We start from the raw sequence: 21326 nt of genomic DNA, 5'->3' as shown, positions 1-21326 counted from the left end.
TGGGGTCGGGGGTCACGGTGGGGTCAGGGTCCTCGGCGAGGTCAGGGGTGGCGCGCCGACGCGCGGTGCGCGGCCAGGAGGTCCCGGCCGAAGTCGCCCGCCCGCCTGCGCCACACCGAGTGGGCGTGGTCGGCGCCGTTCGCGGCGTTGTCGTACTCGATCAGCAGGTCCGGGCCCTGCAACCGGTAGTAGTGCCCCTCGCCCGGTCGGGTGGACCCCTCCCAGGCGAAGTGCAGCCGCTCCGCGTCCAGCGCCTGGAACTCCTCGTCGGCCAGGTCGCTGTGCAGGCGGTCGAAGTACAGCCTGGCCAGGGCGGCCAGCAGGGCTCGCGCCCCGCGGTCCAGGCTGCTCGCGGCGATGCCCAGCGGCTCCACCTCACCGGTCACCGACGGCGCGTTGCCCGATCGGATGTCCTTCGGCGGGACGTCGGCCACCACGGCCAGCCCGCGCGCGGTGGGTCCCATCCGGTCCAGCAGCTCCCTGGCCAGCTCCTCCTCCAGCCCGAGCGGCCGCAGGACCGTCCGGCCCCGGTAGGTGGTGCGGGCCGGGTTGGCGCCCAGGAACACCGGGGTCGCGGACACCCGGCCGTCGGCCACCACGGCGGTCACCGACAGGTGGTGCCCCTCGACCCGCCACCCCCACGGGGCATCGCCCGGTTCGCCGAGCAGCAGCACCGAGTAATCACCCTGGTGGCGGTCCTTCACCCCGCCCTCGCGGTGGTCCAGGACGTCCTCCAGCGCCATCACGGCGGCGGCCTGGGCGTAGCCGTGGGGGCTCAGGACGCAGGCGAGCAGGCGGTGCACGGCCTTGCGCTGCTCGCGCGCCAGCTCGCCGACCACCAGCCCTGGGCGGGCGACCGGCGTGTAGGCCCACTCGGCGAGCAGCCCGCCGTCCAGCTCCCGCACGGCGGTGTCGCGCTGGTCGGCGGTGAGCAGGCCCAGCAGGGCCCCGGTCGCCTCGGTGATGTCCTCGCGCACGGGACCGAAGCTACCGGGCCGGGCCACCGCTCAAGGCCAGGGCTTGAGCTCGGGCAGCTCGCCCGTCGTGGTCAGCTCGCCTGCCGGGGTGCGCCCGGCCAGCCAGGCGACCAGGTCGTCGGCGGCGCCCGCCAGCTCCACCCGCTCCCCCGCGCCGAGCACCCAGCCGGGGGCGTCGGCGGGGGTCAGGACGAGCTTGACGCCGTCCGGCACGCGCGGGGTCAGGAAGGCGACCGCGTGGTCCCGGAACTCCTGCGACCACGGGACCGGGCCGAGCAGCAGGTCGCGGTGGTGGATCTCCACCTCGCGCCACAGGGCGTGCGCGGTGTCCAGGAGGGTGCCGTCCCGGTAGACCACGCGGGCCGACCAGTCCGACACGCCGGACCAGGCCTCCCCCAGTCGGGCGACGGCGCTCGCGATGGCCTGGCGGTGCTCGGCCGCCGTCCTGGCGGCGCCCCGCTCGATCGCCTCGTCGCGGGCGGGCCTGCCGCCCTCGTACATCTCGGTCGGAGCGCCCTCCAGCTCGGCCTGCCGCGCCACGGCGGAGGTGACACCCTCGACGTGGGCCAGCACGTGCCCGCGCGACCAGCCGGGCAGGTCGGTGGGGTGGCCCAGCTGCTCGTCGGGCAGCTCGTGGAGGGCGTCGGCGAGCCTGGCGTACCCCTCAAGCACGCGCTCGATGATCTGCACAGCGACTCCCGGTTGGCTCGGTCGGCCAGAGCAGGACCCCCCGAAACTAGCGGGGTTGACCGGTCAAGTCCATTAGCTTGGTCCGGGTGAGGGTCTTGGACTTCGTGGGCACCCTGCACGGCGACGGCCGGGGTGGCCTGGTCGACGAGCTGGGCACGCCCGAGGGGTTCGCGCGCTGGCTCGGGCGGCCGGGCGACGAGGAGCTGCGGTCGCGCGCGCTGGAGCTGCGGGCGGCGGTGCGGGCGCTGCTCGCCCACGTGACGGGCGCCGGGGAGCGGTTGGACGCGCCGCTCGCGGTGCGCTGGGAGGGGGCGCTCGACGTGGTCAACCGGACCGCCGCGCTGGCGCCCAGGGTGGCCAGGCTGGAGTGGGCGGACGGGCCGAGGCTGGTGCACCTGTCCGAGGCGGACGCGCGGGACCGGCTGCTGGCCGACCTCGCCACGGGCGCCATCGAGCTGCTGGCCGGGGGCGATGCGGCCGAGCTGCGGGCCTGCCCGTCACCCCGCTGCGTGCGCTACTTCGTGCGCTCGCACCCGCAGCAGGTCTGGTGCCTGCCCTCGTGCGGGAACCGGGCCAGGGTGAGCAGGCACAACCGGCGGGGGCGCGCCTGAGACGCGACCGGGGCCCGCCGCTGTCCGCGACGAGCCCCGGTCCTGCGAAACCGCTACCGCTTGTGGTCCATGTCGACGGTCCTCCTCAACACCGGTCCGGCGGGTGGCCGGACCGCTCGGTCACCGGGCCCACGACGGGCTCCGGCGTGCTGGGTCCTAGCGCTCGTCCTTCATGGCGACAGCCCTCCGAGAAGTGCGGTCCGGCACCAACCGGACCTGGGGGACGCCGGGTCCACCTCGGACCTCGGCGCGTCGTGTGGTGCTAGCGGGAGTTCTTCATCTCTGCTGCCCTCCAAGGGGGGTGGAACTTCACTTCCGAACCGGGACGGGCCCGGTTGGTCCTGGTGCGGTCAGCCGCCGGAGCGGCGGAACAGCCGCTTGCCGACGAAGTCCGCCTGGTTCGGCCTGCCCTGGCCGGGGACGGAGCCCGCGCGCGGCTGCTTGCCGCCTCGGCGCTCCCTGCGGTTGGGGACGACCTGGGGCAGGTCCTCGGTGGGGAGCGCCTGCTCTGCGGGCTCCACCTGGTCGTGCTGGGGCTGGGTCACGGGGGTGATCCTCCTCGACGTCGAGGCGCAACGGAAAACGCGGACCGCGGGACGGTCGGCGGCGCGTGCCCGCACGGGGGCATCCGGAAGAGCGCGCTGGATCGAGCGCGTGCGAGGAAGACGTCCTCGGGCGGGGAACTCAGATGCTCATGGCGGGAACGGTAGTGGGCGCCGCCGACCCCCGCCAACCGATTTTCCGACCTGGGGGAACGCCGCCTCAGCGGTCCTCTCGGCGCTCGCCGCGCGGGGGCAGCCGGATCACCCGCGCCGCGCCCGACGCGTCCTCGTCGGCGAGTTCGGGGGCCGGGGCGGACCTCAGGACGCGGCCGTCGACCACGCGACCCTCGAGCCGCTCGTCGAGCACCTCGCCGTCCTCGACGTCGGGCTGCCCGTCCCGCCCGAAGAACCGCTGCGCGAACGCCCCGAGCGCCCTGGTGGCCACCGCGTCGACCCCGCCGCCGATCACCCCGCCCACCAGCGGCACGCCCTTGGCGAGCACCAGGGTCGCCCGCGAGGTGCCGTACTTGGCCAGCAGGGTGAACCCGATCCGCTTGTTGATCTCGACGATGACCTTCGCCGGGATTCGCTCGATCAGGTTCACGGTCAGCTTGGTCCCGGCCTTGATGCCCGCCTTCTTCAGCACCTCGGTGCCCGCGTTGCCGACCATGCACACCAGCACGGCGGTCTGCACCTCCTGGCTCTCCAGGTCGTGCCCCTGCACCGCCGCGATGGACGCGATCATGTGCGCCTGCACCAGGTAGGAGGCGGTGAGGTTCGCGGGCAGCGCCACGGGCAGCGTGAGCAGGCCGCCGAGGTTCGTCACGAACCCCTGGGCGCCCGCGGCGGCCACGTGCTGCCGGATGATCTGCCGGATCGCGCGCTCGCGGGTGAGCCCCTTGGCGAGCGCCTCGTCGGCGGTCTGCCGGGCGCTCTTGAACGGCCCGAAGCCGTCGATTCCCAACCGCAGGAGCTGCTCGACGGCACCCTGCTGGGCCCGCTGGACCGCGCTGGAGGACTCCTCGACCATGCCACCGAGACTACCCACGAGTGGCCCGGATAACGCCTGAACGAGTGAAGGGCCCGACCACCCGGTCGGGCCCTTCACCACGGACGGCGAACGTGCGGGTCAGCCTGCGGCGCTGGCCGCGTGGGCCTTCTGCTCCAGCTCGGCCTCGGTCGCCTTGACGACGGTCTTCTTGCTCCGCCGGTTGCGCTTCTCCAGCCACACCGCGAACCAGGTCAGCAGCAGGCACAGCGCGACGTAGATGGCGCCGGTGACGATCGTCATCGGGACCAGCGGACGGCCGAACTGGCCCTGCGTGCCCAGGTACTTGGTGTAGTCCAGGAGCTCCTTGTAGTTGATGATGAAGCCCAGCGCGGTGTCCTTGAGCAGCACCACCAGCTGGCTGATGATCGCGGGGAGCATCGCGCGCAGCGCCTGCGGCAGCAGGACCTGCGTCATCACCTGGGTCTTGCGCATCCCCAGCGCGTAGGCGGCCTCGGCCTGCCCGCGCGGCAGCGAGGCGACACCGGCGCGGAACACCTCGGCGAGCACCGACCCGTTGTACAGGGTCAGGCCCAGCACGACGGCCGTGAACTGCGACATCTTGATGTCGATGGTCGGCAGGCCGAAGTAGAAGATGAAGATCATGATGAGCAGCGGGATCGCGCGGAAGACCTCCACGAGGAAGCCCGCCGGGATCCGCCAGAAGGCGTGCTCCGAGAGCCTGCCCGCGGCCAGCACCGCGCCCAGCACGAGCGCGGCCACCGAGGCGACGGCGAACGCCGAGAGCGTGTTGCCGAGCCTGCTGATCAGCTCCAGCTGGACGGTCTCGTACTGCATCCACTCCCACATGCGCGGCTCGAACTGGCCGCTGTCGTAGAAGCGGTAGCCGATGAAGGCGACGATGCCGAGCACCGCCGCGACACCGACCACGGCCATGACGGCGTGCCGGACCTTGGCCTTCGGGCCGGGGACGTCGAACAGCACAGAACTCATCGGGCCACGCTCCAGCGCCTCTCCAGGCCGCGCTGAACGGCGGTCAGCGGCAGTACCAGCAGGATGAAGATGAAGGCCACCCAACCCAGGCCGACCAGCATGTTCACGCCGTCCTCGGAGAACGTGTACATGATCGCCCCGGCGTCGCCGACCGAGAAGCCGGCCGCGATGGTGGTGTTCTTCAGCAGTGCGATCATGGTGCTCGCCAGCGGGGGCACCACGGTCCGCAGGGCCTGCGGGAGCACCACGTTGCCGAGCATCTGCCCGAAGGACAGGCCCAGCGCGCGGGAGGCCTCCGCCTGGCCGACCGGGACGGTGTTGATGCCGGACCGGATGACCTCGCAGATGAACGCCGAGGTGTAGACGGTCAGCGACACGACCGCGCCCTTGAAGGGGTCGAGCTCCAGGATCTTCAAGAGCGGGTAGGCGAACGCGAAGAAGAAGAACACGAGGGTCAGCGGCGTGTTGCGCAGGACCGTGACGTAGGTGGCGCCCGCCGCGCGCAGCACGGGGACCGGGCTGACCCTCAGCATCGCCAGGATCGTCCCCAGCACCAACGACCCGACCGCTGAGAACAGGAAGAGCTGGAGGGTGGTGCCGAAAGCCTTCAGGAAGAGGTCGGAGTAGTTGGTTAGGACGCTCATCGTCTTTCCTCGCCGGGAGAGGTCATGGGAGTGGCCGGTGACCCACCCCGCTCGCGCGGGTCACCGGCCACTGAAGCTCCGCTCAGTAGCGGTCGATGGCGGGCGCCTCGGCCGGGGAGCCCGACTTGCCCAGCGTGGCGTCGTAGATGCTCTTCCAGGTGCCGTCGTCCATGGCGGCCTGCAGGATGTCGTTCACCTTGTCGCGCAGCGGCTTGTCCTCCTTGTTGAGGCCGATGCCGTAGGGCTCCTTGGAGAACGGCGCGCCGACGACCTTGAACTTGTCGGGCTCCTGCGCGGCGTAGCCCTTGAGGATCGCGTCGTCCGTGGTGACGGCGTCGACGGCGCCCTCAGCCAGCTTCGAGACGCACTGGGAGTAGTTCTGGAACTCCGTGATGTTGGCGTCCTCGGTGAGCTTCTCGTCCTTGATCCGCTTGATCGGCGTGGAGCCGGTCACGGAGCAGACCTTCTTGCCCATGAGGGTGTCCTTGCCGGTGATGCTGGCGTCGTCCTTGCGGACGAGCAGGTCCTGCCCGGCGACGAAGTACGGACCCGCGAAGGCGATCTTCTCCTTGCGGCCGTCGTTGATCGTGTAGGTGCCGACGTAGTAGTCCACGTCGCCGTTGATCAGCGCCTGCTCGCGGCCGGCGGACGCGATCGCCTTGTACTCGATCTTGCTCTCGTCGAAGCCGAGCTTGGCGGCGACCAGGCGGGCGATGTCGACGTCGAAACCGCTGTACTTGTTGGTCGTGGCGTCCTTGAAGCCCAGGTTCGGCTGGTCCTCCTTGACGCCGATGACGACCTTGCCGCGGCTCTTCATCTTCTCGAAGGTCGTGGAGCCGTCGACCTTCACGTCGGCCTCGGCGGCCTGGGAGGGGGCGGCGCCGGTGTCGGTCGGCGAACCCTCCTTGCCACAACCGGTCAGGGCGAGGCCGCCGGCCAGCAACAGCGCCGCAAGGGAGCGAACCCTCATCGTCGTTCTCCTGCTCTTTTTTCCTTGGTGGAGCGGCGCCAGGGGCGAGCGCCGCGTTCACGGGACTTCAGTGGGTCAGGATCTTCCCAAGGAAGTCCTTCGCGCGGTTGGACTTCGGCGCCGAGAAGAACTCTTCCGGGGCACTGTCCTCCACGACCTCGCCGTCCGCCATGAAGATGACGCGGTCGGCGGCCTTGCGGGCGAAGCCCATCTCGTGGGTGACCACGAGCATGGTCATGCCCTCCTTGGCCAGGGTGGTCATCACGTCGAGGACCTCCTGGACCATCTCGGGGTCCAGCGCGGAGGTCGGCTCGTCGAACAGCATGACCTTGGGCTTCATGGCCAGCGCGCGGGCGATCGCCGCGCGCTGCTGCTGCCCGCCGGACAGCTGGGCCGGGAACTTGTCGGCCTGCGTGGCGATGCCGACCCGCTCCAGCAGCTCCATCGCGGTCTTGCGCGCCTCGGCGGCCGGGGTCTTGCGGACCTTCACCGGCGCGAGCATCACGTTCTCGACGATGCTCTTGTGGGCGAACAGGTTGAACGACTGGAACACCATGCCGACGTCGGCGCGCAGCCGGGCCAGGTCCTTGCCCTCGGCGGGCAGCGGCTGGCCGTCCACCTCGATGGTCCCGGAGTTGATCGGCTCCAGCCGGTTGATCGTGCGGCACAGCGTGGACTTGCCCGAGCCCGAGGGGCCGAGCACCACGACGACCTGGCCCTTCGGGACCTCGAGTTCCACGTTCTTGAGGACGTGGAGGGGCCCGAAGAACTTGTCCACGCCCGCCATCCGGATCATCGGCGGAGCAGGAGTGGGGGCGGTCATCCGTTCCTCCAGTGGGGGTTGTCGTGCGATGGCGGGAAACCTAGGTGTGAATCACCACACCGGTCCAGACGGTTGAGCAAGACTTAGGGTCTCAACTCTGTCACAGGACGAAGACGCCTTTTCCGGGAGGGCTGTAGTGCGGGTGCTGCTGGTCGAGGACGATGACAGCGTCGCAGAGGCGCTGGTCCCCGCGCTGGTCAGACGTGGGTTCACGGTTGACCGGCAATCAACCGGGCGGGGGACGCTCGACCGGCTGACCGGCATTGATGTCGTTCTGCTGGACATCGGGCTCCCCGACATCGATGGCGTGACACTTTGCCGAAACATTCGGGCGGCGTCCGATGTCGCGATCATCGTGGTTTCCGCCCGCGGCGAAATCGACGACCGGATTCTGGGGTTGCACGCGGGCGCCGACGACTACCTCGTCAAGCCCTACGACGTGGGCGAACTGGTCGCCAGGGTGCACGCCGTCCGGCGTAGGAGGGGTGATCCGCTGGGGCACGGCGGGACCGGGACGGAGGTCTTCCAGTCGGGCGACGTCCGGATCGACCTGGCCAGGCACGAGGTGACCGTGGGCGGGTCCGCGGTGGCCCTGTCGCGGAAGGAGTTCCAGGTGTTGGCGCTGGTCATGGCCGCGGGCGGGGCCGTGTGCACCCGCGAGCGCATCCTCGCCGAGGTGTGGGGGCGGACCTGGGCCGGGGCGAACCGGACGCTGGACGTGCACGTGGCGACCCTGCGGACCAAGCTCGGCAGGCCCTCGCTGCTGGAGACGGTGCGCGGCGTCGGCTACCGGCTGGGGTCCTAGGTGCGCTCCAGGCTGCTCGGCGTGGTGCTCGCCCTGGTGGTTCTGGTGCTGGTGGGGATGGGTGTGCCGCTCGGTCGCGGGGTCGCGGCGACCGAGCAGCAGGAGATGTTCCTGGACCGGCTGACCGACACCGCGCGGTTCGCCTCGCTGGTGCAGCGGCCGGTCATCGACGACCAGCCGGAGGTCGTGCTCCCCGAGCTCAAGCGTTATTCAGAGCTTTACGGGATCGACGTCGTGTTGCTTCGGCGTGACGGCCAGGTCGCGCTGTCCAGCGCCGATCGGGAGCCCGACCTGTCGTCACCGGCGGTGCAGGAGACGGTCCGGGGTGCCCTGGCCGGGCGACTGCCGAGCAACCCCGACCTGGTGATGCCGTGGCAGGACCACCCCCTGGTGGTGGCCGAGCCGGTGCTGGTCGACGGCGAGGTCCGTGGCGCCGTGGTGACCTTCTCCCCTACCGGCAAGACCAGGACGGGGGTCGCCCTGTGGTGGCTGGCGATACTGGCCGGGGCCCTCGGCGCGCTCGCGCTGGCGGTGCTCGCGGCGCTGCCCCTGGTGCGCTGGATGCTGCGGCCGGTGCTGGCGCTGGACGACGCGACGAGCGGGCTGGTCGGCGCGATCGTCTCGGGCAGGCCGGTGCCGCCGGTGGGCGGCTCGTCGGGGCCGCCGGAGCTGCGGCAGCTCGGGCGCTCGTTCGACCAGATGGCTGCCAGCGTCGGCGACGTGCTGGCCGCCCAGCGGGCGTTCGTCGCCGACGCCTCCCACCAGCTGCGCAACCCGCTGACCGCGCTGAAGCTGCGGCTGTCGAACCTGGAGGACGCGGTCACCGAGGAGGGCAGGCCGCACCAGGCGGCGGCGCTCGCCGAGGCGAACCGGCTCAACCGCATCCTGGACGAGATGCTGGCGATGGCCCGCGCCGAGTCGTCCTCGGTCGCCCCGGTCGAGGTGGACGTGGACCGGGCGGTGGCGGGCAGGCTGACCGCGTGGATGCCCGCCGCGACCGCCCGCGACGTGCACCTGGTGCTCGGCGGCGAACCCGGTCGGATGGCGCTGGCCCCGCCCAGGGGGGTGGAGACGGTGCTCGACGCGCTGCTCGACAACGCGCTGAAGTTCACCGCCGAGGGCACGCTCGTGCACGTGGTGGTGCGGCGGGCCGACGGCCGGGTGCGGCTCTCGGTGGTGGACGAGGGGCCCGGCCTGGACGAGGAGGAGAGGGAGCGGGCCACCGACCGGTTCTGGCGCTCGCCCTCGCACCAGAACGTGGCGGGCTCGGGGCTGGGGCTGTCGATCGTGCGGCGGATCGTGGAGCGGGTCGGCGGCCGGGTGCGGCTGTTCCGGGGCGACGAGGGCGGCCTCGGCGTCGAGGTGGACTTTCCCGCTTCCGGGTGAGCTCACCTCCAGGTGAGGCCGGGCGGGCGCCGGACCTGGGCCGTCAGACCTTGACGTCCCGGTAGTAGGCGACGGCGCCGGGGTGCAGCGGGATCGGCGTGGTCTCGATCGCCGAGCGGGCCTCTATGGAGCGGGCCACCGGGCTCGCCGCGACCAGCGCGTCCTGCGCGGCGAACATGCCGCGCAGGAGCGCGGTGGCCACCTCGTCGGTGACCTGGTCGTTGACCAGAAGGAAGTTGCGCACCACCAGGGTGGTGACCGGGCCGCCGGGCAGCTCGTAGGCCGAGGCGGGCAGGGTCGCCGAGAAGTAGACCGGCCACCGCTCGCGCAGGCCGGGCAGCACGTCGCCCAGGTCCAGCATCCGCAGCGCGACGCTGGCGGACAGGTCGGTGACCAGGTCGGTCGGCACGCCGCCGGACCAGAAGAACGCGTCCAGCTCGCCCGCCCGCATCGCGCTGACCGACGAGTCCAGCGACAGGTACTGGGCGTCCAGGTCGGACGAGGGCGAGATGCCCGCCGCGGACAGCAGCCGCTCGGAGATCAGCTTCACGCCGGAGTCGACCGCGCCGAGCGAGACGCGCAGGCCGCGCAGGTCGGCGACCTTGGTGGCGGGCAGGTCGTCGCGGACCACGACCTGCAGGTAGTCGTCGTGCATCCGGGCCAGCGCGTACAGCCGGTGCGCGCCGGGCGCGGCGGACTGGGCGGCGTCGGCGGCGCTGAACCCGATCTGGGCGCGACCGCTGCGCAGGCGCTCCAGGTTGTCCAGCGAGCCCGCCGTGGCGGCCACCTCGGGGGCGGGGACGCCGGGGTCCCGGCTCCAGGCGCCCGCGAGCGCGGTGCTGAGCTTGGAGTAGACGCCGCCGGTCGAGCCGCTGGCGATGGTGAGGCGGACCGAGGAGAACTCCCCCGAGCAGCCGGAGAGCGCCACGGAGGCCAGCGCGAGCAGCGCCGCGAGGGCGGCGCGCACGACCGCAGGGGTTCGCGACACACCCGAATCGTCGCACGTCGCGGTGGGCGCGCGTCCACCGGATGGGCGATGTGCGCGGCGGGTCACACCGAGCGGGCGCCGGGGTGTCGCAGGGCTCTGGCGGGCGCGGGTCGGGCGGCCCTGGCGGGGCGGGCACGGCGGCACTGGCGCCCGACGGCCGGTGGGCTCCCGTGCTCCCTGGCGGCGTGTGGCACTGTTGGACCCCGGAGTTACCTCGGGCGGGTGTCACCGGGCGGAGTCGGCCGCCTCGGCGGGGCGGGACGCGGGCCGAGCCGGACGAGCGGGTCTTGAAGCCCGCTGACCTGTGGTTATGGTGAGTGGGTGGACGGGATGCAGGGGCCGAAGAAGTTTGAGATCCGCACTTTCGGGTGCCAGATGAACGTGCACGACTCGGAGCGGCTGGCCGGGATGCTGGAGGCGGCGGGCTACGCGGCGGCGTCCGGCGGCGAGAGCGCGGACGTGGTCGTGTTCAACACCTGCGCCGTGCGGGAGAACGCCGACAACAAGCTGTACGGCACGCTCGGGCACCTCGCGCCCGCGAAGGCCGCCAACCCGGACATGCAGATCGCCGTCGGCGGCTGCCTCGCCCAGAAGGACCAGGCCGCGATCGTCAAGCGCGCCCCCTGGGTGGACGTCGTGTTCGGCACCCACAACATCGGCTCGCTGCCGGTGCTGCTGGAGCGGGCCAGGCACAACCGCGAGGCCCAGGTGGAGATCCTGGACTCGCTGGAGACCTTCCCGTCGACGCTGCCCGCCCGCCGCGACTCGGCGTACTCGGGCTGGGTGTCGGTGTCGGTGGGCTGCAACAACACCTGCACCTTCTGCATCGTCCCGTCGCTGCGCGGCAAGGAGAAGGACCGCCGCCCCGGCGAGGTGCTGGCCGAGGTGCAGGCTCTGGTGGCCGAGGGCGTGCTGGAGGTGACGCTGCTCGGGCAGAACGTCAACTCCTACGGCGTCGAGTTCGGCGACCGGTACGCGTTCGGCAAGCTGCTGCGCGCCTGCGGCGACGTGGAGGGCCTGGAGCGGGTCCGGTTCACCTCGCCGCACCCGAAGGACTTCACCGACGACGTGATCGCGGCGATGGCCGAGACCCCGAACGTGTGCCACCAGCTGCACATGCCGCTGCAGTCCGGTTCGGACCGGGTGCTCAAGGAGATGCGCCGCTCGTACCGGACCGGCCGCTACCTGTCGATCCTGGAGAACGTGCGCGCGGCCATGCCGGACGCGGCGATCACCACCGACATCATCGTGGGCTTCCCCGGCGAGACCGAGGCGGACTTCCAGGCCACGCTGGACGTGGTGCGCGAGGCCAGGTTCTCCAGCGCCTTCACGTTCCAGTACTCGAAGCGGCCCGGCACTCCCGCCGCCGAGCTGCCCGACCAGCTGCCCAAGCAGGTCGTGCAGGAGCGCTACGACCGGCTGGTGACGCTGGTCAACGAGCTGGCGTGGGCGGAGAACAAGGCGCAGGTCGGCAGGGTCGTGGAGGTACTCGCCTCGGCGGGCGAGGGCCGCAAGGACACCGAGACCAACCGGATGTCCGGCCGGGCCCGCGACGGCAAGCTCGTGCACTTCACCCCCGGCGACGCGCGCGTGCGGCCGGGCGACGTGGTCGAGACCGCGATCACCTACGGCGCGCCGCACAACCTGATCGCCGACGGCGAGCTGATCAGCCACCGGCGGACCAGGGCGGGCGACCGCTCCGAGGCCGGGGAGCGGCCGACCACGCAGGGCGTGACGCTCGGGCTGCCGTCGTTCGGCGCGCCCGCGCCGCAGCCGGTCGCGGTGGGCGGGTGCTCGGTCGGATGAGCGGCACGGGTGCGCGGAACGGCGCGGCTGACGAGGAGAGGACGGCCGGGGAGACGATGTCCGACCAGCACGACGACGACGTGTCCGGGCTGCGCGACGAGATCGACGGCGTGGGCAAGGCCGCGGCCAAGCGGTTCGACCCCGGCCCCGGCGCGCTGGTGATCGCGGTGTGCGTGCTGGCGGTGCTGGTGTCGATGGTGCTGCCGTGGCTGGAGGAGCACAGCGGCTTCGAGGTGCTGGTGACCTCGGCGCCGATCGTGCCGAGGATGTTCGCGGTCACCGCCGTGGTGGGCGGCGTGCTGCTGTCCGCGCTGACCCTGGTGCTGCGCCGGTGGGCGCTGGCGTGGGTGAGCGGGCTGGCGTGCTTCGCGGGCTCGGTGGTGGGCGTGCTGTCGATCTGGACGACGCAGACCACCAACGGCCACGAGCCCGGCCCCGGTCCGGGCGTCGGGCTGATCCTCGCCGTGGTCGCCGTGGTCGTGCTGCTGGTGCGCTGGCTGAAGGTCGCGGTGTCCCGCCCCGGCTTCCCGGAGTCCGAGCGGGCCTGAGCGCGACCAACGAGGCTTGAGACGCGAAGAGGGGGTGCTCCCGGATCGGGAGCACCCCCTCTTCGCGCGCTCGGGCGACTAGCGGCTGGCCACGGCCTGCTCGGCCGCCGCGAGCCACTCGCGCCACTGCTTGGCCTGCGCCTCGGCCTGCTCCGCGCGGCGCTTGTCACCGGCGGCCTTGGCCTTGGCGGCCTGCGCCTCGAACTGCTCGACCCGCTCGCGGAACTGGGCCACGCGCGCCTCGGCCTCCGGGTCGGACCGGCGCCACTGCGCGTCGACCGCGCCCCTGACCCGCTCCTCGATCGTGCGGAGCTTGCCCTCCAGCTCGCGGATGCGCTCGCGCGGCACCTTGCCGATCGCGTCCCAGCGCTCCTGGACGCGGTACAGCTGCTGCCGCGCCGACTCCAGGTCGCCCGAGGGGTCGATCTGCTCGGCCTCGGAGAGCAGCTCCTCCTTCAGCTTCGCGTTGGTGGAGAACTCCGCGTCGCGCTCGTCGAAGGCCTCGGAGCGCTTGGAGAAGAACGCGTCCTGCGCGGCGCGGAAGCGCTGCCACAGGGCGTCGTCGGCCTCCTTGGGCGCGCGCCCGGCGGCCTTCCACTCGACCATGAGCTCCTTGTAGCGACCGGCGGTGGGGCCCCAGTCGTCGGAGGCGATGAGCTTCTCCGCCTCCTCGACGAGCTCCTGCTTGCGCGCCTTGGCCACGCCGCGCTGGCGGTCGAGGTCCGCGAAGTGCGAGCCCCGGCGCCGGTTGAAGGCGTCGCGCGCCTTCGAGAACCGCCGCCACAGCACCTCGTCGGTCTTCCGGTCGACGCCCCGGACGGTCTTCCACTCGTCGAGGATGGCGCGCAGCCGGTCACCAGCGGACTTCCACTGGGTGGACTCGTTCGCGAGCACCTCGGCCTCTTCGACCAGCGCCTGCTTGCGCGCGGCGGCGGCGGCCCTGGCCTCGTCCTTGGCGACCTTGGCCGCCTCCATGGCCTCGTCGGCCTTGGTCAGGACGAACTCGACCCGCGCGGCGAGCGCGGCCAGGTCGCCGACCACGGCGGCCTCGGCGAGGCCGTCCCGCACGTGCTTGGCGCTGGTCTGCGCGTGCTTGGGGTCGCCGTTGCCCGACGCCAGCCGCGTCACCAGCAGCTCGACCTCGGTGCGCATGTCGTCGAACCGCCGGGCGAAGTGCGCCAGCCCCTCGGCGGGCTCGCCCGCCTGCCAGGAACCGACGGCGCGCTCGCCGTCCGCGGTCTTGACGTAGACGGTGCCCTCCGCGTCCACGCGCCCCCAGCGCTCCGGGTGGTCCGACGCCACCGGGACCGGCGGGGTGGCCGCGGCCTGCGCCGCGGGCGCGCCTTCCACCCGCACCTGCTCGACCACCGCGTCCGCACCGGTCCCGCCGGTGGTCTCCGGGGTCGTCGTCTCGTGCTCCGTCATCGCCGGCTTCCTCCTCGCCTGCCCACTTCGGTGCCCGTGCCGACCACGGGCGCCCCGCCCTGAGGGCGGGGCCCAGCACCCGGGTACCGCAGGTTCAGTGCAGCCTCGGTACCCCGCGCGCATTCAAACAGGTCAGGGCCGAACCCGGTACTGGTGGTGGCAGATGGGTAACGTCAAAACCATGATCTCCCGCGTCGCGGTGGTGCCGCACCCTCCGCTGCTGGTGCCCGAACTGGTGGGCGGCGCGGTCGCCGAGACGGAGCCGGTGCGCGCCGCGTGCCTGGCAGGGGCACGTGAGCTGGCCTCGCGCTCCGCCGAGTGGGTGGCGGTGGGGGTCGCGCCGGGTCCGGTGCGCGAGCTCTCCCGCGCGGGCGGCACGTTCGGGGGGTTCGGCGTGGACGTGCGGATCGCCCTGTCGGATGACGCGACCGGCGAGGTGGACCCGGACCTGCCGCTGCCCGCGCTCGTGGCGGGGTGGTTGCGGGAGCGGGTGGGCGCGCGGAGCGTGCGGGTGGTGCTGGTGCCGCCGGACCTGCCCGCCGACGAGTGCGCGGCGCTCGGCGCGGAGCTGGCCTCGGCCCCCGAGGGCGCGCTGCTGGTGCTGGGCGACGGGTCGCACCGGCACGGCGAGCGGGCCGTCGGTCGGCCGGACGAGCGGGCGGCCGGGTTCGACGGCTCGGTGCGGGCGGCGCTCGCGGGCGCGGACCCGGCGGCGCTGGCCGCGCTGGACCCGGAGCTGGCGCGCGAGCTGGGCGCGCAGGGGCGGGCCGCCTGGCAGGTGCTGGCCGGGGTCCCCGGACCGTGGCGCTGCGCGCGGTCGTGGTTCGACGCCCCGTTCGGGGTCGGCTACCACCTGGCCGTGTGGGAGCGGGGGCTCTGGGACACTGGGGCGTGACCGTTCCCATCGCCGTCGTAGGGCCCACCGCCACCGGCAAGACCGATCTCGCCGTGGAGCTGGCGCTGCGCCTGGGCGGGGAGGTCGTCAACGCCGACTCCATGCAGCTGTACCGGGGCATGGACATCGGCACGGCCAAGGCGACCGCGGCCGAGCGGCGGGGCGTGCCGCACCACCTGCTGGACGTGCTGGACGTGACCGAGTCCGCGTCGGTGGCCGCCTACCAGCGGGACGGCCGGGCGGTCTTGGAGGCGCTGCTGGCCGAGGGCCGGACGCCGGTGCTGGTGGGCGGGTCCGGGCTGTACGTGCAGGCGGTGCTGGACGAGCTGGAGTTCCCCGGCACGGACGCGGCGGTGCGGGCGCGGCTGGAGGACGAGCTGGCGGTGGTCGGCGCGGGTGCGCTGCACGGGCGGCTGACCGCGCTGGACCCGGTGGCGGCGGGCGCGATCCTGCCCGGCAACACCCGGCGGGTGGTGCGGGCGCTGGAGGTCATCGAGCTGACCGGTCGGCCGTTCTCGGCGACCATGCCCAAGCCCGGCCCCGCGCGGTACGGCGCGGTGCTGGTGGGGCTGGACCGCGCGGTGGAGGAGCTGGACGCGCGGGTGGACCTGCGGGTGGAGCGGATGTTCGAGCGGGGCCTGGTGGACGAGGTGCGGGCGCTGGAGGCGGTGGGGCTGCGGGACGGGCTGACCGCGTCGCGGGCGCTGGGCTACCAGCAGGTGCTGGCCGCGCTCGACGGCGACGGCGACCTCGCGGCGGCGGCCGAGGAGACCGCGCGCGGCACGCGGCGGTTCGTGCGCAGGCAGCGGTCGTGGTTCCGGCGGGACAAGCGGGTCGCCTGGTTCGACGCCGGGTCGCCGGGGCTGGTCGACGACGTGCTCGCGCGGGTGGCCCCGTAGCCTGGGGCCCGTGGGTGTGGAGTTCCTCAAGGGGCACGGCACGGAGAACGACTTCGTCGTGCTCCCGGACGTCGACAACGAGCTGGACCTGACCGAGGGGCGCGTGCGGGCGCTGTGCGACCGCCAGCGGGGCCTCGGCGCGGACGGCGTGCTGCGCGTGGTGCGGCTGGACCTGGGTCCGTGGTTCATGGACTACCGCAACGCGGACGGGTCGATCGCCGAGATGTGCGGCAACGGGGTGCGGGTGTTCGCCCGGTACCTGGTGTCGGCCGGGCTCGCGCCCGAGGGCGAGTTCGAGATCGCGACGCGCGCGGGCAAGCGCGCGGTGACCGCCCACCCGGACGGCTCGGTGACCGTGGGCATGGGCCCGGTGCGGCTGACCGGGGAGTCGACGGCGGTGCTGGGCGGCGTGGAGTTCGCCGGGGTCGGCGTGGACGTGGGCAACCCGCACCTGGCGTGCGTGACCGACGTGCCGGTGGCCGGGCTGGACCTGCGGGACGCCCCCTCCCACGACGCCGCGCTGTTCCCCGCCGGGGTGAACGTGGAGTTCGTGAACGTGCTGGCCGACGGCGGGATGAACGGCGCGGGCGAGCTGCGGATGCGGGTGCACGAGCGGGGCGTCGGCGAGACGCGCTCGTGCGGCACCGGGACCGTGGCGGCGGTGGCGTCCTGGCTGCGCGGCACGGGCCGCGCGACGGGGGCGGCGGACGTGCTGGTCCCCGGTGGCCGGGTGCGCGTGACGGTGGACGAGGGCGGCAGCACGCTGACCGGTCCGGCCGTGCTGCTGGCGCGCGGTGAGCTCGACCGGTCCTGGTGGGACGCCCTGTAGCCGGGGCCCGACCGGCTCAGGGCCGCTCTGCTCAGGACGGGGACCTCTCGGGTTCGGCGGTCTGCGCCTCGGCGAGGTCGCGCTGGCCGCGCAGCGGGGAGAAGAAGACCCACAGCCCGGCCAGCGCCTGCCCGCCGAACCCGATCCACAGCGTCGGCACGATCCCGATCCAGCCGCCGAGCGCGCCGCCGAGCAGCCCGCCCAGCGGGATGACGCCCCAGACCACGAACCGGATCGAGGCGTTCATCCGGCCGAGCAGCCGGTCGGGGCAGCGCGCCTGCCGGTAGCTGAGCTGGGCGATGTTGTAGACCAGCCCGCCGTACGCGACGGCCAGCTCGCCGACGACGAACAGCCCGAGCCGCCAGTCCGGCGCGGCGAGCGGGATGAGCAGCCCGAGCGGGTTGGTGACCAGCAGGATTAGCCAGATCGTGCGGATCTGGCCGAACCGCGCGGTCCACCAGCCCGCCGTGACCGCGCCGAGCAGGCCGCCCGCGCCCGCGACGCTGAGCAGCAGTCCCGCGGCGCCCTCGGACAGGTCGAGGTGGCGGGTCAGGAACAGCACCTGGAGCGCGAGGCCCGCGCTGCCGAAGAAGTTCGCGGTGGCCGTGCACAGCGCGATCGCGCGCAGCGACCGGTCCCCGAAGACGAACCGCAGGCCCTCGCCGATCTCTTTCGCCAGCCCGGTCCGCGCGGCCCGGTCGGGCTCGGGCTCGGCGGTGCGGATGCGCAGCAGCGCCCACGCCGAGACCAGGTAGCCGACGCCGGTGGCGAGCACGCCGTTGGCCGCGCCGAACGCCTGGGCGGCGAAGCCCGCGAGCGACGGGCCGGACACGTGGGCGACGGACTGGCTGGTCTGGAGCTTGGTGTTGCCCTCGACCAGCTGGTCCCGGCCGACCAGGGCGGGCAGGTAGGACTGGTAGGCGACGTCGAACATGACGGTGGCCGCGCCGACCAGCAGCGACACCACGACCAGCTGCGCGAGCGTGAGGACCCCGGCCCACCAGGCGACCGGGACGGACAGCAGCAGCGCGGCCCTGACCAGGTCGGCGGTGAGCATCACGGGTCTGCGCCGCAGCCGGTCCACCCAGACGCCCGCGGGCAGGCCGATGACCAGGAACGCGGCGGTGGTTGCGGCGGAGAGCACGCCCATCTCGAACGGGGTGGCGGCGAGGGCGCCCGCGGCGAGCAGCGGGACGACGGTGTACCCGATCGAGGAGCCGAACTGGCTGATGGTGTCGCCGACCCAGAGGCGGCGGAAGTCGCGGTGGGACCAGAGGGACATGCCGGGAAGTGTGGCGTCAGTGATTGGAAAGTGTCAATCACTTCTGCGGGGCGGCCATCCGGACGCCGGACCTGATCACCGGCACCCGGCCCGCCTATCCTGTTCGACGTGGGAGAACGGGTCGCGACGCAGGAGGAGGCCGCCGCGCTGGCCTCGGCGGTGCGGCTGCGCATCATCCGGATGACGCACCACCGGGCGCTGACCAACAAGGAGCTGGCGCACCAGCTCGGCAAGGACCCGGCGACGGTGCTGCACCACGTGCGCAAGCTCGTGGCCACCGGGTTCCTCCAGGCCCAGCCGCCGCGCGTCGGCAACCGGGGCGCGAGGGAGATCCCCTACCTGTCCACCGGCCTGTCCTGGCGGCTGACCTGGGGCGAGGAGCACCCGTCGGTCGGCGAGGCGCTGCTGGAGGCGTTCCTCGGCGAGGTCGCCGACGTCGGCGTCGACCGGGTGGAGCAGACCCGTCTGGTGGCCAGGGCCGATCAGCAGGAACTGATGGGGAGGTTCCAGGCGTTGTTGGATGAGCTGGCCGACCGGCCCGCCGACCCGGACGCCGAGCACGTCGCCATCTACCTGGCCGTGTACCCCGCGGATTAACCGCTTCGGCCGAGGGCCGGGACGTGGGACCATGAAGGGCATATGAGGGACAACGACAACCACGACGACGACCGCTTCGACCGCGACGAGGAGCTGTCCACCGGCGACCTCGCGCTCGCCGAGCGGGCCGCGCTGCGCCGGGTCGCAGGTCTGTCCACCGAGCTCGAGGACGTCACCGAGGTCGAGTACCGGCAGCTCCGCCTGGAGCGGGTCGTGCTCGTCGGGGTGTGGACCGAGGGCACGGCGGCGGACTCCGAGGCATCACTGGCCGAGCTCGCGCTGCTCGCCGAGACCGCGGGATCGCAGGTCCTGGAAGGGCTCGTGCAGCGGCGCGACCGCCCCGACCCGGCCACCTACATCGGCTCCGGCAAGGTCGAGCAGCTGCGCGACGTGGTCATCGCGACCGGCGCGGACACCGTGATCTGCGACGGCGAGCTGTCCCCCGGCCAGCTGCGGCAGCTGGAGGAGCGGCTCAAGGTCAAGGTCATCGACCGGACCGCGCTGATCCTGGACATCTTCGCCCAGCACGCCTCCTCCAAGGAGGGCAAGGCCCAGGTCGAGCTCGCCCAGCTCCAGTACCTGCTCCCCCGCCTGCGCGGCTGGGGCGAGTCGCTGTCCCGGCAGGCCGGTGGTCGCGCCGGTGGCGGCAACGGCGGTGTGGGTCTGCGCGGCCCCGGTGAGACGAAGCTGGAGACCGACCGGCGGCGCATCCGCGCGCGGATCGCGAAGCTGCGGCGCGAGATCGCGTCCATGGGCGTGATCCGGGAGACCAAGCGCAGCGGGCGCGTGGCCAACGCGGTGCCCAGCGTCGCGATCGCCGGTTACACCAACGCGGGCAAGTCCAGCCTGCTCAATGCGCTGACCAGCGCGGGCGTGCTGGTCCAGGACGCGCTGTTCGCAACCCTGGACACGACCACCCGGCGCACCAGCACCCCGGACGGGCTGCCGTACACGCTGACCGACACCGTGGGCTTCGTGCGGCACCTGCCGCACCAGCTGGTCGAGGCGTTCCGCTCCACGCTGGAGGAGGTCGCGGACGCCGACCTGCTGATCCACGTGGTCGACGGCTCGGACTCGATGCCGGAGAAGCAGGTCGCGGCGGTGCGGGAGGTGATCGGCGAGATCGTGGAGAAGCGCGAGGAGCCGATGCCGCCGGAGCTGCTGGTGGTCAACAAGGTCGACGCGGTGGACGAGCTGGTGCAGGCCCGGTTGCGGAACCTGTTCCCCGGCTCGCAGCTGGTGTCCGCGCACAGCGGCGAGGGCGTGGAGGAGCTGCGGCGGGTCATCGCCGGGCTGATCCCCCGGCCCGAGGTGATGGTGGACGCCCTGGTCCCGTACGCGCGGGGCGAGCTGGTCGCGCGGGTGCACCGCGAGGGCGAGGTGCTCAAGGAGCGGCACACCGAGGAGGGCACCGAGCTGAGCGCCCGCGTGCACCCCGACCTGGCCGGGGCGCTGGAGCAGTACGCGGTGGGGAGCCGCAGCTGAGGCTGCGGTCGGCGCGCGCGGCCGGGGTGCTCCCGGCCGTCGCCGCCCTTCTCCTGGTGACGGCGGGTCCCGCCCCGGCGCAGCCCGCCGTCGCCGACGTGTGCCGGGTGACCGATCCCCGGTTGGCCGAGCTGTCCGGGCTCGCCTCGGACGGCAGGCGCTGGTACGCGCTGAACGACGACGACGGGGTGCTCCAGGTCCAGGTGCTGGGCCGGGACTGCTCGGTCGTCGGCACCATCTCCGGCGCGACCGACCCGTACGACGCCGAGGACCTGGCGCTCGCGCCGGACGGGACGCTGTGGGTCTCCGACACCGGCGACAACGCCCGCTCCCGGAGCACGGTGGCGCTGCACGCGCTGTCGCGGGATGGGACCACCCGCCTGTACCGGCTGACCTACCCGGACGGCCCGCACGACGCCGAGGCGCTGCTGCTCGACGCGGCCGGGGTGCCGCACGTCGTCACCAAGGAGGCGCTCGGGCAGGCGCTGGTGTACCGGCCGGTCGGGGCGTTGGACGAGGCGGCGCCGACACCGCTGGAGCAGGTCGCGGCGCTGTCCCTGCCCAGCACGGACACCCCCGGCGGACCTCGGGAGAGCCGCCTGGTCACCCGGTTGGTGACCGGTGGCGCGATGTCCCGCGACGGGTCGGTCGCCGCGCTGCGGACCTACACCGAGGCCTACCTGTACCCGGTGGCCGACGGGGACCTGGTGGCCGCGCTGGGGCGCGAGCCGGTGCGGGTGCCGCTGCCGGGCGAGGCGCAGGGCGAGGCGATCGCGTTCGAGCCGGACGGGGCGCTGCTGTCCGCGTCCGAGTTCGGGGACGGCGGGACCTCGTCGGTGGTCCGGTCGGTCTCCGGGGCGGTGGACGCGGCGGGGGCTGCGCCCGCGCCGCCGTCCAGCACGGCGCCCAGCGGTGACGCGGGCGGGACGTCGACCGACCCCGGCGCGGGGGCCGCGCGGCCCGCAGCGGAGCCCTCGGGGGCCGGGAACGGGCCCGAGTGGCTCGACCGGGTCCGCGTGGCGCTGGTCGGGATCGGCGTGGTGGCGGTGTTCGGCCTCGCCCTGTGGGCGCGGGCCAGGTGGGGGCGCGGGCGACGGGCGCGCGCGCAGCGCTGAGCCCGGT

22 protein-coding genes are annotated in these 21326 nt (G+C 73.2%); 11 read left to right on the top strand and 11 right to left on the bottom strand.

Going from position 1 to position 21326, the window contains the following annotated elements:
* Positions 1-41: 41 nt before the first annotated feature.
* Positions 42-977 carry a DUF3500 domain-containing protein gene (locus tag AMIR_RS07295; protein WP_015800297.1) on the bottom strand — a complete coding sequence of 312 codons (936 nt, stop codon included), beginning with the start codon at positions 975-977 and terminating at the stop codon, positions 42-44.
* A gap of 30 nt (positions 978-1007) precedes the next feature.
* Positions 1008-1667 carry a maleylpyruvate isomerase family mycothiol-dependent enzyme gene (locus AMIR_RS07290; protein ID WP_015800296.1) on the bottom strand — a complete coding sequence of 220 codons (660 nt, stop codon included), beginning with the start codon at positions 1665-1667 and terminating at the stop codon, positions 1008-1010.
* An 86-nt stretch (positions 1668-1753) separates the two neighbouring features.
* On the opposite strand from AMIR_RS07290, the gene AMIR_RS07285 reads away from it, so the two are divergent.
* Entirely contained in the window at positions 1754-2278 is a 525-nt protein-coding gene (locus AMIR_RS07285; protein WP_015800295.1) for a CGNR zinc finger domain-containing protein, read from the top strand.
* Positions 2279-2628: 350 nt separating this feature from the next.
* Here the strand turns inward: AMIR_RS07285 and AMIR_RS38095 are convergent, their stop codons facing one another.
* From AMIR_RS38095 to AMIR_RS07255, 6 genes are all read right to left on the bottom strand, one after another.
* Positions 2629-2823, bottom strand: a complete 195-nt coding sequence (locus AMIR_RS38095; protein WP_015800294.1) for a hypothetical protein — start codon at positions 2821-2823, stop codon at positions 2629-2631.
* Positions 2824-3040: 217 nt separating this feature from the next.
* Positions 3041-3850 carry an EcsC family protein gene (locus AMIR_RS07275; protein ID WP_015800293.1) on the bottom strand — a complete coding sequence of 270 codons (810 nt, stop codon included), beginning with the start codon at positions 3848-3850 and terminating at the stop codon, positions 3041-3043.
* Positions 3851-3949: 99 nt separating this feature from the next.
* On the bottom strand, positions 3950-4822 hold the full coding sequence (locus tag AMIR_RS07270) for an amino acid ABC transporter permease (RefSeq protein ID WP_015800292.1): 873 nt from the start codon (positions 4820-4822) through the stop codon (positions 3950-3952).
* Complete coding sequence (locus AMIR_RS07265) at positions 4819-5466, bottom strand: amino acid ABC transporter permease (protein ID WP_015800291.1); 648 nt, start codon at positions 5464-5466, stop codon at positions 4819-4821. The genes AMIR_RS07270 and AMIR_RS07265 overlap by 4 nt, the downstream gene beginning before the upstream one ends.
* 82 nt (positions 5467-5548) lie before the next feature.
* Positions 5549-6436 (bottom strand): glutamate ABC transporter substrate-binding protein, encoded by an 888-nt coding sequence (locus AMIR_RS07260; RefSeq protein ID WP_015800290.1) that lies wholly within the window; start codon positions 6434-6436, stop codon positions 5549-5551.
* A gap of 67 nt (positions 6437-6503) precedes the next feature.
* Positions 6504-7232 carry an amino acid ABC transporter ATP-binding protein gene (locus AMIR_RS07255; protein WP_177154547.1) on the bottom strand — a complete coding sequence of 243 codons (729 nt, stop codon included), beginning with the start codon at positions 7230-7232 and terminating at the stop codon, positions 6504-6506.
* Between the two features lie 163 nt (positions 7233-7395).
* On the opposite strand from AMIR_RS07255, the gene AMIR_RS07250 reads away from it, so the two are divergent.
* A complete protein-coding gene (locus AMIR_RS07250) occupies positions 7396-8064 on the top strand; it encodes a response regulator transcription factor (protein ID WP_015800288.1) in 669 nt (222 codons plus the stop codon).
* On the top strand, positions 8065-9450 hold the full coding sequence (locus AMIR_RS07245) for a sensor histidine kinase (protein ID WP_015800287.1): 1386 nt from the start codon (positions 8065-8067) through the stop codon (positions 9448-9450). It abuts the gene before it with no gap.
* Positions 9451-9493: 43 nt separating this feature from the next.
* Here AMIR_RS07245 and AMIR_RS07240 read toward each other — a convergent pair whose 3' ends face one another.
* Positions 9494-10438, bottom strand: coding sequence for a TAXI family TRAP transporter solute-binding subunit (locus tag AMIR_RS07240; RefSeq protein WP_240438846.1), 945 nt, complete (start codon positions 10436-10438; stop codon positions 9494-9496).
* Positions 10439-10768: 330 nt separating this feature from the next.
* Here AMIR_RS07240 and miaB point away from each other — a divergent pair, with 330 nt between their 5' ends.
* Both miaB and AMIR_RS07230 read left to right on the top strand, forming a co-directional pair.
* Positions 10769-12244: a tRNA (N6-isopentenyl adenosine(37)-C2)-methylthiotransferase MiaB gene (gene miaB / locus AMIR_RS07235; protein ID WP_015800285.1), complete on the top strand. Its 1476-nt coding sequence runs from the start codon at positions 10769-10771 to the stop codon at positions 12242-12244.
* A complete protein-coding gene (locus AMIR_RS07230) occupies positions 12241-12792 on the top strand; it encodes an Rv2732c family membrane protein (protein ID WP_015800284.1) in 552 nt (183 codons plus the stop codon). The genes miaB and AMIR_RS07230 overlap by 4 nt, the downstream gene beginning before the upstream one ends.
* 78 nt (positions 12793-12870) lie before the next feature.
* On the opposite strand, the gene AMIR_RS07225 is transcribed toward AMIR_RS07230, so the two are convergent.
* Positions 12871-14217: a DUF349 domain-containing protein gene (locus AMIR_RS07225; RefSeq protein ID WP_015800283.1), complete on the bottom strand. Its 1347-nt coding sequence runs from the start codon at positions 14215-14217 to the stop codon at positions 12871-12873.
* Positions 14218-14398: 181 nt separating this feature from the next.
* Between AMIR_RS07225 and AMIR_RS07220 the strand changes: the two genes are divergently transcribed.
* The 3 genes from AMIR_RS07220 to dapF are packed head-to-tail and all read left to right on the top strand — an operon-like array spanning position 14399 to position 16840.
* Complete coding sequence (locus tag AMIR_RS07220; protein WP_041836628.1) at positions 14399-15112, top strand: class III extradiol dioxygenase subunit B-like domain-containing protein; 714 nt, start codon at positions 14399-14401, stop codon at positions 15110-15112.
* Entirely contained in the window at positions 15109-16011 is a 903-nt protein-coding gene (gene miaA, locus AMIR_RS07215; protein ID WP_015800281.1) for a tRNA (adenosine(37)-N6)-dimethylallyltransferase MiaA, read from the top strand. The genes AMIR_RS07220 and miaA overlap by 4 nt, the downstream gene beginning before the upstream one ends.
* 10 nt (positions 16012-16021) lie before the next feature.
* Entirely contained in the window at positions 16022-16840 is an 819-nt protein-coding gene (gene dapF, locus AMIR_RS07210) for a diaminopimelate epimerase (RefSeq protein ID WP_015800280.1), read from the top strand.
* Positions 16841-16871: 31 nt separating this feature from the next.
* Here dapF and AMIR_RS07205 read toward each other — a convergent pair whose 3' ends face one another.
* Entirely contained in the window at positions 16872-18122 is a 1251-nt protein-coding gene (locus AMIR_RS07205) for an MFS transporter (protein ID WP_015800279.1), read from the bottom strand.
* A 108-nt stretch (positions 18123-18230) separates the two neighbouring features.
* On the opposite strand from AMIR_RS07205, the gene AMIR_RS07200 reads away from it, so the two are divergent.
* Genes AMIR_RS07200 through AMIR_RS07190 form a run of 3 tightly spaced genes read left to right on the top strand, consistent with a single transcriptional unit; the run spans position 18231 to position 21319 of the window.
* Complete coding sequence (locus AMIR_RS07200) at positions 18231-18719, top strand: ArsR/SmtB family transcription factor (RefSeq protein ID WP_015800278.1); 489 nt, start codon at positions 18231-18233, stop codon at positions 18717-18719.
* A 42-nt stretch (positions 18720-18761) separates the two neighbouring features.
* Positions 18762-20204, top strand: a complete 1443-nt coding sequence (hflX, locus tag AMIR_RS07195) for a GTPase HflX (protein ID WP_015800277.1) — start codon at positions 18762-18764, stop codon at positions 20202-20204.
* 26 nt (positions 20205-20230) lie between these two features.
* Entirely contained in the window at positions 20231-21319 is a 1089-nt protein-coding gene (locus AMIR_RS07190; protein WP_015800276.1) for an SdiA-regulated/phytase-like domain-containing protein, read from the top strand.
* The last annotated feature ends 7 nt before the right edge of the window (positions 21320-21326 follow it).

It is taken from the genome of Actinosynnema mirum DSM 43827, assembly GCF_000023245.1.
GTDB lineage: Bacteria > Actinomycetota > Actinomycetes > Mycobacteriales > Pseudonocardiaceae > Actinosynnema > Actinosynnema mirum.
Note: the sequence above shows the minus strand (reverse complement) of the source record. Positions and strands in the feature narration are given on the sequence as shown.